The sequence below is a fragment of the Micromonospora sp. NPDC005806 genome (assembly GCF_042871425.1).
Classification (GTDB): domain Bacteria; phylum Actinomycetota; class Actinomycetes; order Mycobacteriales; family Micromonosporaceae; genus Micromonospora.
Genome location: NZ_JBIAIL010000054.1, coordinates 22,148 through 35,453, shown reverse-complemented (window position 1 = coordinate 35,453; position 13,306 = coordinate 22,148). Strand labels below are relative to the sequence as shown.

Below are 13,306 nucleotides of genomic sequence, written 5' to 3'. Positions count from 1 at the left end.
CCATCCGGAAACCCCCCACCAGGAGGACCCCCATCCGGGGCATTTCGTCCAACCACACCCGCCGCTCTCGCGCCGGGCACTTTTACTACGTTACCTCACCGTCTTCGCCGTGTCAAACCGTGTGTCGCGGTCTGTCATGCTTCGTACGGGTCGGCGCCGCTGAACCGCGCAGCAGCGAACCGCCGCGCTTGATCATCGGATTTGGCAGGCCGGCCGCTGCGGTCTCCCGCAAGCTCGCCCGGTGCCCTGCCGGTCGACAACCTTACCCGGTCGGTTCCGCTCTGCCAAATCCGCCCTGCGGCGTTTTGGCGAGCCCCGCCCGGACCGGGCCTTCCCAGGGCCATGCCCCGGTTCTGACCCGGTGCCAGCCCCGGTTCGGCGCTCCCGGGCTTTCGTCCCGTTTGCCCCGTTCCGCGCTGGCAGAGAGAAAGTTACGCGTCTGCGGGATTGAACGTCAAATCCGCGGGCGGCGTCCCGCGTCACATCATCATCGCGCGGCTATCTTTCCTGCTCAGCGGCACGGGACGGGGAAGCCGAGCAACTCCGGAAGGTCTGCGGAGGCGCCGGCCGCGACGAGGCCATCCGGCGGTCAGGCACCGGGACGCCCCCGACGAGCCGCCAGCCAGCCCCTGGCGCCGAGGATTCCGACGGTCGTACCGATCGCGAGCGAGGCCGCGATCAGCAGAGCGTGCACCCAGAGGAAGCCGGTGCCGCCGCCCTCACCGACGATGCCCGTCGACCAGGAACGCGGGTCGTTCCAGATGGCGACCGCGAACCTCGGCCAGATCACCCAGGTCCAGACCCCGACGCCGAGCAGGAACAGCGACCAGCCACGCGAGAGCACCATGGCTGGCCAGTATGCCAGCGCGGCACTCGGCCGGACCTGCGGCGGGGAACGTCGACGCAGGTCAGCACCGTACGGAGCGGTTCCGAGGCGCCCGGACACCGGGATCAGCCGGGGACGGTACGGTCGGCCCGAACGTCTGCCCGTGCATCCGGACCTCGCGGAAGTCGAGCGCCTCGAGGGTGGTCCGCAGGGACCGCTCCTCGTCCTCGTCGACCAGCTCCGGCCGGTACGTCAGCCCAGCCCAGCGCAGTCGTTCAGAAACGGGTGACCGCCTTGTCGCGGTGTTTCCGCCATTCGGGCCGCGGGCACTGTTTCCGTCGGCGACACGACGACAGCGGAGGTGTGCCATGCAGCCGTTCAATCCGTGGATCTGGCGGGATCCGTCCGCCCTCGCCGGCGGCTACGACCAGACCAGCCCGGAGGACGTGCCACGGCAGCGGACGGACGGCACCGCGGACGGCGGCCCGGACGCCCCCGGCCCGGGCACCCCGATCGACCTCACCGGTTACCGGGTGGAGGCGACCGACGGCCGGATCGGGGCGGTCGACCAGGCGAGCGAGGAGGCCGGCGCCGGGTACCTGGTGGTGGACACCGGACCCTGGATCTTCGGCAAGAAGGTGCTGCTGCCGGCCGGCACGGTCGCCCGGGTCGACCACCTGGACCGGGTGGTGCACGTGGACACGCACCGGGACCAGGTGAAGGACTCGCCGGCCTTCGACCCGGACGACTTCGGCCGGCCCGCGTACCGGGACGAGGTGGGCAGCTACTACGCCGAGAGCTACCGGCGGCACTGAGCGGAGCCGGACGGGCAGCGCCCCCGGAGAGCGGTCCGGTGGCGCAGGTGCAGCCACGAGGGCGGGCGAGCGGCTACCGTGTCAGGCATGGTCCGGCCGAGCACCTGCGCCCCGGAGACCGTCGACGGTCTCCCGGTGGCTGCCGCTCCGGTTCTCCCGGCCCGTGCCGACGACGGCCGGGAGCAGATCCTCGACGTACTCCGTGCCGGTGGGTTGCGGTTCCGCGCCGGCGGGCGATGGCGGTTCGCGCTCTGACGAGCCGACTCCACTGATCCGGGCACACCCCCGGGTCGCTTCCGCGCGCCCGCGCGTCCTTCCACCGCTTCTTTCTCGGCACGAAAGGCGTACCACCATGTCCGCTTCACGCATGCTCACCGGCGACCGTCCGACCGGTCGGCTGCACCTGGGTCACTACGTCGGCAGCATCGCCAACCGGGTCAAGCTGCACCAGCGGTACCAGAGCTTCTTCATCATCGCCGACCTGCACATGCTCACCACCAGGAACAGCCGGCAGGACATCGAGCAGGTCTCCCGCAACGCCCGGGAGATGGTCACCGACATCCTCGCCGCCGGCGTCGAGCCGGAGCGGGCCACCTTCTACCTCCAGTCGGCGATCCCCGAGGTAGGCGACCTGAACACCCTCTTCCAGAACCTGATCACCGTGCCCCGGCTGGAGCGCGTCCCGTCGCTCAAGGAGATGGCCCGGGACGCCGGCAAGGACGAGATGCCGTACGGGCTGCTCGGGTACCCCGTCCTCCAGGCCGCCGACATCCTCTGCGTGAAGGGACAGGTCGTCCCGGTGGGCAAGGACAACGCGGCGCACGTCGAGGTGACCCGGGAGATCGCCCGGCGCTTCAACCACCTGTACGGCGAGGTTTTCCCGGTGCCCGAGATGATCATGTCCGAGACGCCCACCCTGGTCGGCACCGACGGCTCGGGCAAGATGAGCAAGAGTCGGGGAAATGCCATCGCGCTCTCCGACGACGCGGCCACGGTGCGCCGCAAGGTGATGGGGATGTACACCGACCCGAACCGGGTCCGCGCCGACGTGCCCGGGACGGTGGAGGGGAACCCGGTGTTCGCGTACCACGACGTGTTCAACCCGGACCGGGCGCAGGTCGAGGAGCTGAAGGCGCGCTACCGGGCCGGCCGGGTCGGTGACGTCGAGGTCAAGGAGGCGCTGGCGGTCGTGCTCAACCGGTTCCTCGACCCGGTCCGGGAGCGACGGGCCCGGTTCGAGGCCACGAGCGGCCTGGTCGACGAGCTGATCTTCCAGGGCACCGAACGGACCCGGGCCGAGGTGCACCGCACGCTCGTCGAGGTCCGCCGGGCGATGGGCCTGACCAGCGCGTACACCCAGGTGCGGCGACGGGCCGAGCGCTACCGCAAGGCCGTCGCCACGCCGGCCTGACGATCCGCGTACGCCGGCCGGCCGGTCCGGGATATGGCCTTGCGCCGTCCCCGGGCCGGCCGGTTAGGCTGCTCGCGTGACCAGCTCGCACGCCCTCCAGCCGACGTCCCCCGACGTTCGGGTCGGCGCGCTGCGACGCCGGCGGTCCCGCGACCGCCTGCGCTGAGCACTTTTCTCTTGCGACCGGCGGATCGAGCCGCCGGTCATCGCCGATCGTCCTCGGTCCGCCCGCATCCAGAGTCCGGAGGTCCGCGCGAGGCGGATCCGAGCGAGATCGGCGTACCCATGGATCTGGAAAAACTGCTGACCGACCGGCTGGCGCCGGCGTTCTCGACGGTGGCCGGTGGGCCGGTGGACCCGGTGGTACGGCGCTCGCAGCGCGCGGACTTCCAGTCCGATGCGGCGCTGGCGCTGGCCCGGCGGCTCGGCCGGCCGCCCCGCGAGATCGCCGCGGAGGTGCTGGACCGCGCGGAGCTGGCCGACCTGTGCGCCGTGGCGGAGGTCTCCGGGCCGGGCTTCCTCAACCTGACGGTCGCCGACGGCGTGCTGGGTGGGCTGGTCTCCGCGCTGGCCGCCGACCCGCGGCTCGGGGTCCCGGTGGTGGCCGACCCGGAGACCGTGGTGGTCGACTACTCGGCGCCGAACGTGGCGAAGGAGATGCACATCGGGCATCTGCGCTCGACGGTGATCGGCGACGCGGCGGCCCGGCTGCTGGCCTGGCTGGGGCACCGGGTGGTCCGGGCCAACCACCTGGGCGACTGGGGTACGCCGTTCGGCATGCTGATCGAGCACCTGGTCGACCTGGGCGAGGCCGAGGCGGCGCAGGAGCTCTCCATGGGTGACCTGGACTCCTTCTACAAGGCGGCCCGGGCCAAGTTCGACGCCGACGAGGCGTTCCGCGAGCGGTCCCGGCGGCGGGTGGTGGCGTTGCAGGGCGGCGACGCCGCGACACTGCGGTTGTGGCGGCTGCTGGTCGAGCAGTCCGAGCGCTACTTCCTGACCGTCTACGACCTGCTCGACGTGACCCTGACCGAGCGGGACTTCCACGGCGAGAGCAGCTACAACGACCTGCTCGCCCCGGTGGTCGAGGACCTGGACCGGCTCGGGCTGCTCCGGGAGAGTGCGGGCGCGGCGTGCGTCTTCCCGCCCGGGTCGGTGGGCCGGGACGGCGCGCCGCTGCCGCTGATCGTGCGCAAGTCCGACGGCGGGTACGGCTACCCGGCGACCGACCTGGCCGCGGTCCGGCACCGGACCGGGACGCTGGGCGCCACCCGGCTGCTCTACGTGGTCGGGCTCCCGCAGCGGCGGCACTTCGAGATGGTGTACGCGGCGGCGGCGCAGGCCGGCTGGCTGGTCCCGCCGGCCCGGGCGGAGCACGTCGGGTTCGGCTCGATCCTCGGGCCGGACGGACGGATGCTGCGCAGCCGGGCCGGCGAGTCGGTGAAGCTGGTCGGCCTGCTCGAGGAGGCGGTGGCCCGGGCCACCGCGCTGGCCCGGGAGCGGAACCCGGAGCTGGCCGAGGCGGAGGCGGCCGAGGTGGGCCGGGCGGTCGGCATCGGCGCGGTCAAGTACGCCGACCTGTCCAGCGACCGGCACAAGGACTACGTGCTGGACTGGGAGCGGATGCTGTCGCTGGACGGCAACACCGCGCCCTACCTCCAGTACGCGTACTCGCGGATCCGGTCGATCTTCCGGCGGGCCGGGGTGGCGGCGCGGCCGGACGCGGGGATCAGCCTGGCCGAGCCGGCCGAGCGGGCGCTCGCGTTCGAGCTGGTCGGCTTCGGGGCGGTGATCGCCGAGGCGGAGCGGAGCCTGGAGTTCCACCACCTGTCCGCCTACCTGTACCGGCTCGCCGCCGCGTTCAGCGCCTTCTACGAGCGCTGCCCGGTACTGCGGGCCGACGGGCCGGTCCGGGACAGCCGGCTGGTGCTCTGCGACCTGACCGCGCGGGTGCTGCGGCAGGGGCTGTATCTACTGGGGATCCGCACGCCGGAGCGGCTGTGACCGAATCAGCCGTTCGGCGGCACACCAACGTCGATACGGCGGCGTACGCTCCGGTCATCTCGCAGCCCGATCCCAGGAGGAACGGTGGGCCGCATTCTCACCGCCGGCGCCCTGGGGACCACCCTGTCCCTGGCGCTCGGCGTCCTGTCCGCGCCGGCCACGCCGGCGCTCGCCGAAACATCCACGGCACCTCGCGAGGTGACCGTCATCCCGCAGGACGCGCCGACCGTGCGGGCGCACGAGTCCGTCTACTTCGCCGGTAAGACCGGCTTCCTGCACTCCCACAACCAGGGCAGCGGCGGCTACCTCTGGACCCGCTACGACACCGGCCAGACCGTCGTGGTCAAGGAACTCGCCGGGGTCCGCTGGACCAACATCCGACGGGCCGGGGACGACAGCGTCCTGTTCATCAACCAGGTGCCCCAGCTACCGGCCCCTGGCACGGTGACAGTCTTCGACTTCGCCGCGCAGACCTGGCAGCAGTGGGGGCTCCCCGCCGGCAACATGGTCGTAGGGGCGTACGGGCAGTCGATGGTCCTCGCCAAGATGGGGCTCACCCTGCCCAAGCTGATCCTGGAGCGGCGCACCTTCGGTACCGACGGCACCCTCACCGACACGACGGTGATCACCGGGCTCCCCGAGGGCGCCGTCTATGTCAGCAACAACGGAACGGGCAGCGACGGCGTCCTGGTGGTGCCCTACCAGACCGACGTCTACCGCCACCTGCTGCTCGACGTCGCCTCCGGCTCCGTGGTGGACATCCCGGACGCGATCGGCGCCAACCAGATCTGGCAGGTCTCCGGCGACACCATCGCCTGGGCGTCGACGTCGCTGCCCGGGACCTACCACATTCACTCGCGGGCAGAGCTGCTCGCCGGGACCGCCGGGACGGCCCGCACGGTGCAGCTGCCAGGCATTCTCCGGGCAGCCGCGGTGGGCGACAACATGATCGGCGCCAAGGACCAGGCGACCAACACCGGCGAGTGGTTCCCCACGATGTCGGTCCCCGACGCGGGCGGCGACGCCACGACGCTGCTGCCGCAGACCGACTACGGGATTACGGCCGTCCTCCAGGGCCCGGACGGCACCGCGCTGGTGGTCGGCGGCTCCGGGCCGGCCGACTGGTCGGTGCACCGCTACACCGCGGAGCCGGGGCAGGCCCCGACGGACAAGGTCGTCCTGTCGGTCGTGGACCCGCAGCACAACGCCGGCCTCACATATGACCGGGGGCTGGTCCGGCACGTGCAGACGCAGGTGACCCCGACGGACGGCAGCAACCGGTACGTCGTCTACAACCACACCCAGGTGCCGGACGACACGGTCGGCCCGGCCCCGGAAGTGCTGCCGGCCAACGCGGCGTCCTGCGCGACCGGTGTCGCGTGCCTGCGCATCGTCGACGGCAACGGGTACGGAGCGGTGTACCTGCTCTCCAGCGCCACCACCGACACCCTCCGGACGTACCAGGCGGCGAACACTGGCGTGGTCACCGTGCCGCTGCCCAGCAGGGGCGGGCGGGTCGTGGACACCAGCAGCTCCTGGGCGATCGTCGCCGACGCCACCGCCGGAACGCAGTACGTGGTCGACGTGGGGCACTCCAACGTGGTCCGGACCGGGCCGGTCACCGGCACGGCGCTCTGGTTCGACACCCTCTGGACGGCGGTGGCGCCCGGATCGCTGCAGTCGGAGTCACTGACCAACTCGGGGACCGTGGTGACCGTGTCCACCGGCGCGAGCTGCCAGGCCACCGAGCTGCAGACGAGCGTCCGCTGGATCTACTGGACGTGCGGGGCGGACGGTCCGGCCGGCGTCTACGACCGCACGCTCAACCGCAACCTCCAGGTGCCCAGCGGCCCGGCGCTGCTGGGCGACGGCTTCCTGGTCCGGCACGACCCCGACACGGGCACCCTGCGCCTGTCCGACTTCCATGACGGCACGCTCCAGGATCCGGTCAAGCTGGCCGACCTGCCGGTCGGCACCCCGGCGGACGGCCGTGGGATCAGCTGGACCGTTGACCGGTACGGCAGCGGGGTCGCGTACGTCGACGCGGACAACGCGGTGCACCTGCTGGACAGCGGGGTGCCGTCCACCCCGGCCACCGCGGGCAGCGCCGCCGGCAACGACTGGTCGTACCCGCGGGCGACCGACTGGCAGCAGTACTGGACCCGGCAGATCCTGCCGAGCCGGCCACTCCAGTCGTGGCAGCTGACGATCACCCGCAAGACCACCGGTGAGGTGGTCGCCACCAGCTCCGGCGGTCCGACCCGCACCGCGTTGTACACCAGCTGGAACGGTCGGCTGGCCTCGGGTCAGCCGGCGGTGAACGACACGTACCTGTGGAAGGTCACCGGGACGACGACCGACGGCGGAGCCGCCGCCACCCTCGCCACCGGCACGCTGCGCGTCGTCTGCGGCACGTTCTCGTTCCGGAGCGTGAGCTGCTACGGCGGTCCGGCGTTCCTCGCGGTCAAGTCCAACAACGAGGGCCACTGGTACGGCGAGCCGTACGGTGCCATACCCGCCGGGCGGTTGGTCGACAACGGGTACACCGAGAACTGGTGCCTGGCCTGCGTTGGGGGCGCCCGCGACTCGGCGATCGTGCCGTTCGGCGACTTCAACGGGGACGGGATGCCCGACCTGCTGGTCCGGGACGGGTACGGTTACCTGTGGGCGTATCTGGGGATCGGTCAGCCCGACTACGCCAGGGAGGCCACGAAGTCCATCAAGATGGGCAAGGGCTGGATGGCGTACCGGCTGCTCGTCGCCCCCGGTGACATGAACCGCGACGGCCGGGACGACCTGCTGGCCATCGACACCACCGGCAAGCTGTGGCTCTACACGGCGACCGGCCGGGGCGGCTTCAACACCCGGGTGCAGATCGGCTCTGGTTGGGACGTCTACCCCAAGGTCATCGGCGGTGACCTGAACGGCGACCGCAACGGCGACCTGCTGGGCATCGACAGCACCGGCGGCCTCTACCGCTACTTCAGCGACGGCAAGGGGCACTTCACCTCACGGGTGAAGGTCGGTTCGGGGTGGACCATCTACAACACGGTCCTCCCGATCGGTGACCTCAACGGGGACGGCCGCAACGACCTGCTGGGCCGGGACGCCAAGGGCGTGATCTGGTTCTACGCCGGGCGCGGCAACGGCACCTTCGTCCCCCGGGTGCAGAAGGGCACGGGCTTCAACGCCTACAAGGCCCTCTTCTGATCCGAGCCACGGGAAGCCCGGGTGCCGTAGCTGCGGCACCCGGGCTTCCCCCTGTCCGGCCAACGGCTGTGACGGGGTCAACCGTTCGGCGGCACACCCGGTCGCCGCCGGGCGGTTAGCCTCTCAAGATCTACGTGCAGCCCTGATCCCAGGAGGACCTCTGTGGGCCGCAGTCTGTCCGCCGGCGCTCTCGCGTGCACCGCGTCGCTGGCGCTCTCCCTGCTCGTCGTGCCGGGGACCCCGGCCGTCGCCGACCCGTCGACCGCACCGCGCGAGGTGACGGTCATCCCGCAGGACGAGCCGACCGCCCTGCCCATGGAGCGGTTGTGGCTCGCCGGCAAGACCGGTTTCCTGCACCAGCACAACGCCGCCAAGAACTACCTCTGGACCCGGTACGACACCGGCGAGACGATGGTGGTGGAGGAGCTGACCGGGCTGAGCTCCACCGCGCTGCGCCCGGCCGGCGGGGACACGATCTCGATCTGGCAGTCGGTGCCCGGCCACCCGGTCAACGCCACCGTCAACGTGCTCGACCTGGGCGACCGGAGCTGGGAACAGTGGCCGCGGCCGACCGACGGCAGCCTGTTCGCCGTGCAGGGCCGGGAGCTGGTGGTCCGGCAGGGCACCAAGCTGGAGCTGCGTACCGTCGGGACGGACGGGAGCGTGGTCGCCAGCCGTCCCGTCACCGGCCTGCCGAGCGGTGAGATCGCCCTCACCACCGAGCCACTCGCCGACGACGGCACCTCGATGGTGCTCGAGATGTCCACCATGGACGGCCTGTGGTGGGGTGTGCTCGACCTGGCGAGCGCCCGGATCGTGCAGATCCCCGACGTCGACCTCAACGAGGTGAACAACTTCAAGGTCTCCGGCGACACGGTGGCCTGGATCAGTCACGACGGAACGGTGCACGCGTACTCCCGCAAGGGCCTGCTGACCGGCACGGAAACCACCGTCCGGACCGCCAACGTGGGGACCGCGCAGCGGTACGCGCTGGTCGGCGACCGGGTGCTCGGCGTTGTCGACAAGCGCAACGGCAAGCAGCAGGGGCTGGCCGTCACCGTGCCGCTCGGCGGCACCACCCAGGAGCCCGCGCTGCCCCTGGCCTCGCTGCTCAACGAGTCGATCGTCCAGGGGCCGGACGGCAGCGCCCTGCTCGTCGGCGGCAGCAGCTCCCGCGACTGGGCGGTGCACCGGTTCACCCCGACGGACGCCGCGCCGGCCCACGTGCCGGTGCTGCCGGTGCGCGACCCGGTCGGCAACGCGGCGCTCAGCTACCGGCACGGCATCGTCGCCCACCTCCAGACCCAGGTGGCGGTCTCCGGCGCCACCCAGTACGCGCTGTACAACCACGCGGTCGCCGCCGACGACGGATCGGGCGACTACGCCAGGCAACTCTTCCCGGTGGCCGGGACGCTCTCCGCCAACACCGCGCCCTGCGCCCCGCAGGTCGCCTGCGTCCGGATGCTCGACGGGTCGGAAGGGCCGACGTACGTCACCCACGGGCCGAGCGGCGAGACGGCGGTCGTCGGACGCCTGGCCACGGACCACGCCACGCCGGTGCCGACCGCATACGGACGGCTCGTCGACTCCGATGAGCGGTACGCGATCGTCGACGGCGGTTCGCCGGCCGTCCAGTACGTCGTCGACATGCCGTCCCGCCGGGTCGAGCTGACCGGCCCGATCACCGGCGCGGCCGTCTGGTACGACACCGTCTGGACGGCGACGACCACCCCCGGCCAGCTCAAGCAGGTCGGGCTCGGCGCCAACGCCACCCAGCGCGTCGTCTCCACCGGGGTCGCCTGCGTGCCGACCGAACTCCAGGCCAGCACGCGCTGGCTGTACTGGTCCTGCGGCGGGACGGCGGCCGGGGTGTACGACCTGACGGCGAACCGGAACATCACCCTGCCGGCCGGGCCGGCGCTGCTCGGCGACGGGTTCCTGGTGCGCCACGACGCCGACGGCAAGAGCCTGTTGATGACCGACTTCCACGACGGCACCGTGCGCACGGCGGTGAAGCTGGCGGACCTCCCGGTGGGCGCGCCGGCAGACGACCGCGGCATCAGCTGGACCGTGGACCGGGCGGGCGCCGGGGTGGCGTACGTGGACGCCGCCAACGCGGTGCACGTGCTCGACAGCGGGGTGCCCTCCACCCCGCCAGCCGTCGGGTTCTCCTCGGTCGGCCGGGAGACGTACCCGCGGCACGACGTGCTGTGGAACGCCTACCTCAAGTTCACCCGTCCGGTTTCCTCCTGGCGGGCCACCATCACGCACAAGGCCACCGGCCGCACGTTCCCGATCGCCTCCGGCGGCCCGGTGCGCGAGGGTGTCCACGTCTCCTGGAACGGCTGGCTCCCGGAGTTCAGGATGGCCGACAACGGCGGCTACCGGTGGACCGTCACCGGCACGTCCGACGCCGGGGCCACCGTCACGATCGGCTCCGGCACCGTGCTCTCCACCTGCGGCACCTTCCCGTTCCGCACCTGGGACTGCTACGGCGGTCAGGCGCTGCTCGGCGTGCGCTCCACCGGCGTGGGCCGCTGGTACGGGCAGGCGCCGGGCACCGAGCCCGCCGGCGGACTCAGCAACCTCGGGGACACCGACACATGGTGCCTGAGCTGCACCGGCACCGCCGGGGTCGCCACCCTGGTGCCGTTCGGCGACCTCGACGAGGACGGGATGCCGGACCTGCTGGTCGTGGACAAGGTGGGCTATCTGCGGGTGTTCCTGGGCACCGGGCGCAACGGATTCCCGAAGAGCACCACCAAGTCGATCACGCTGGGCCGCGGCTGGCTGGCGTACCGGCTGCTGGTCGCACCCGGTGACCTGAACGGCGACCGGCGACCCGACCTGCTGGGCGTCGGGACCGACGGCAAGCTCTGGCTCTACACCGCCAACGGCGGCGGGGGCTTCAGCACCCGGGTGCAGATCGGTTCGGGTTGGGGCGTCTACCCGAAGGTCGTGGGTGCCGGCGATCTCAACGGCGACGGCAACGGCGACCTGCTCGGCATCGACGCCGCCGGGGTGATGTACCGCTACTTCAGCGACGGGGCGCGCCACTTCTCCAGCCGGGTAAAGGTCAGCGCCGGCTGGAACATCTACAACACCGTTCTGGCCATCGGCGACCTGAACCAGGACGGCCGGCACGACCTGCTGGCGCGGGACGCCAACGGCCTGCTCTGGTTCTACGCCGGGCGCGGCGACGGCACCTTCGCCTCCCGGGTACAGCGAGGCTCGGGGTGGAACGGCTTTGCGAGGGTCGTCTGACCGCTCCACACCCGACCGCCCCGGACGCCTCGGTGTCCGGGGCGGTCGCGTTCCGGGCGCCGTCAGCGGGTCAGTCGGCGCGCGATCCGATGTGGACGCCGGACGGACGGTGCCTGTGTTAATCTTCCTCGGCATCGAAGATCACGATTAGTGACCGAGGGGACACATGGCGGTCGGCGTGTCGGGCGGGGGAGACCTGCTGGACCCGGACGGCGCAGTGGAGCGGCTCGCGGCGTGGAAGGGTCGGATCGACCAGCTCGCGGCCGACACCAAGGCGATGAGTGACCGTCTGCGGGAGCTGCGGGTCACGGTCGCCGATGGCAACGGCTTGACGGAGGTCACCGTGGACTCCGTAGGGGCCCTGGTCGACCTGCGGCTGGGGCAACGGATCCACCGGGCCGCACCCGAGGTCGTCGCCAGGACGATCATGGACACGATTCATGAGGCCAGGCGGCAGCTGGCCGACCACTCGCAGGAGATCATTGCCGACACCGTGGGCACCGAATCGGCGGCGGCGCGCGCGATCGCCGAGCGGGTGGCGCAGCAGCTGCGCGATGCCGACCCCGCCGCGGACGGGTCCGACGACCAGTACGGGCGGTGGTGAGGGCGGTGGCCGACGGCTTCGAGGTCGACGCGGAGCAGATCCGCGCGCACGCCCGCAACGTCGACACGCTGCGGGGGCGCTTCGACGCGATCAAGACCGCCAGCGCGCACATCGCGCAGGACGACTCGGCGTACGGGCTGCTCTGCGGGTGGATCTCGGCGGTCCTCGAGGGCCGGCACAACCGGCAGGACGAACTCATCGCGTACGTGGAGGAGAACCTGTCGTTGGTCGTGCAGGGACTTCGCAAGACCGCCGACAACTACGACAACGCCGACCTCGACGCCGACGACACGATCCGCAAGGCGGGTGGCGGGCTGGCGAGGTCGGCGCAATGACCGACACGTCGCTGATCGCCGACGTCCAGTCGACCCGCAAGCCATGGACCGGGGCGGCCCTGGCCGACAGCTTCCAGGGACTGGTCGACGCCATCCACAGTGAGGGTTGGGTCGACGACCTGATCGCGGGCGCGGCGTTCGGTATCGAGGTCGCCGCCTCCGTCATGGATCCCTTCAGCGCGCTGCTGGCCAACGGGCTGGGCTGGGCGATGGAGTACTTCGAGCCGCTGCGGCAGGTCCTCGACGAACTCACCGGCATGCCCGACGTGGTCGCCTCCCATGCGGCCACCTGGGACAACATGGCCGCCGCGCTGCAGGGCATGGCCGCCGACCTCAAGTCCTTCGTCGAGGGGGACATGCCGCACTGGCAGGGGCGGGCCGCCACGGCGTACCACAACCTGATGGAACACAACGTGGAGGCGATCAACGGGCTCGGCGGAATCTCCGCGGCGATGGCGGCCGCCACCCAGGCCGCCGGGAACCTGGTGATGTTCACCCGCGACATCGTGCGTGACCTCATCGCCGACCTGGTGGCGCGGGTCATCGTGTGGGCGGTGGAGGCCATCTTCGTCGTCACCATCCCGGTGATCGCCGCGCAGATCGCCGCAGCCGTCGTCAAGTGGGCCGGGCGCATCCTGACCTACGTCATGGCTCTGATCACCAGCCTGACCAACCTCTCGAAGCTCCTGGACGGCTGACCCGACGATGGCGAGACCAAAAACGCCGCACGGCAGCGGGAACAGCGGCGGCGGGAACAGCGGCGGCGGGAATCCGTCCCATCCACAGGGAAACGGCAACGGTGGGAACGGGCCGTCCGGGCGGCCGCACGGCACCGCG

General features: G+C 71.5%; 10 protein-coding genes. 9 read left to right on the top strand and 1 reads right to left on the bottom strand.

From position 1 onward, the window contains the following. Nucleotides 1–589: 589 nt before the first annotated feature. Nucleotides 590–847, bottom strand: a complete 258-nt coding sequence (locus ACFYOS_RS33005; protein WP_387150152.1) for an SCO4848 family membrane protein — start codon at nucleotides 845–847, stop codon at nucleotides 590–592. Nucleotides 848–1,194: 347 nt separating this feature from the next. On the opposite strand from ACFYOS_RS33005, the gene ACFYOS_RS33000 reads away from it, so the two are divergent. From ACFYOS_RS33000 to ACFYOS_RS32960, 9 genes are all read left to right on the top strand, one after another. Beyond that, on the top strand, nucleotides 1,195–1,641 hold the full coding sequence (locus ACFYOS_RS33000; RefSeq protein ID WP_387150149.1) for a PRC-barrel domain-containing protein: 447 nt from the start codon (nucleotides 1,195–1,197) through the stop codon (nucleotides 1,639–1,641). Between the two features lie 87 nt (nucleotides 1,642–1,728). Next, a complete protein-coding gene (locus ACFYOS_RS32995; protein WP_387150147.1) occupies nucleotides 1,729–1,896 on the top strand; it encodes a hypothetical protein in 168 nt (55 codons plus the stop codon). 97 nt (nucleotides 1,897–1,993) lie between these two features. Then, nucleotides 1,994–3,052: a tryptophan--tRNA ligase gene (gene trpS, locus ACFYOS_RS32990; RefSeq protein WP_387150144.1), complete on the top strand. Its 1,059-nt coding sequence runs from the start codon at nucleotides 1,994–1,996 to the stop codon at nucleotides 3,050–3,052. A 285-nt stretch (nucleotides 3,053–3,337) separates the two neighbouring features. After that, nucleotides 3,338–5,056 carry an arginine--tRNA ligase gene (gene argS, locus ACFYOS_RS32985; protein ID WP_387150141.1) on the top strand — a complete coding sequence of 573 codons (1,719 nt, stop codon included), beginning with the start codon at nucleotides 3,338–3,340 and terminating at the stop codon, nucleotides 5,054–5,056. 84 nt (nucleotides 5,057–5,140) lie between these two features. Further along, nucleotides 5,141–8,266, top strand: coding sequence for an FG-GAP repeat domain-containing protein (locus ACFYOS_RS32980; protein ID WP_387150138.1), 3,126 nt, complete (start codon nucleotides 5,141–5,143; stop codon nucleotides 8,264–8,266). A gap of 162 nt (nucleotides 8,267–8,428) precedes the next feature. Next, a complete protein-coding gene (locus tag ACFYOS_RS32975; protein WP_387150135.1) occupies nucleotides 8,429–11,530 on the top strand; it encodes an FG-GAP repeat domain-containing protein in 3,102 nt (1,033 codons plus the stop codon). A 166-nt stretch (nucleotides 11,531–11,696) separates the two neighbouring features. Continuing rightward, nucleotides 11,697–12,134: a YbaB/EbfC family nucleoid-associated protein gene (locus ACFYOS_RS32970; protein ID WP_387150132.1), complete on the top strand. Its 438-nt coding sequence runs from the start codon at nucleotides 11,697–11,699 to the stop codon at nucleotides 12,132–12,134. Between the two features lie 5 nt (nucleotides 12,135–12,139). Continuing rightward, nucleotides 12,140–12,469 (top strand): type VII secretion target, encoded by a 330-nt coding sequence (locus ACFYOS_RS32965; protein WP_387150130.1) that lies wholly within the window; start codon nucleotides 12,140–12,142, stop codon nucleotides 12,467–12,469. Continuing rightward, entirely contained in the window at nucleotides 12,466–13,167 is a 702-nt protein-coding gene (locus tag ACFYOS_RS32960) for a WXG100 family type VII secretion target (protein ID WP_387150128.1), read from the top strand. Before ACFYOS_RS32965 ends, ACFYOS_RS32960 begins: the two co-directional genes overlap by 4 nt. The last annotated feature ends 139 nt before the right edge of the window (nucleotides 13,168–13,306 follow it).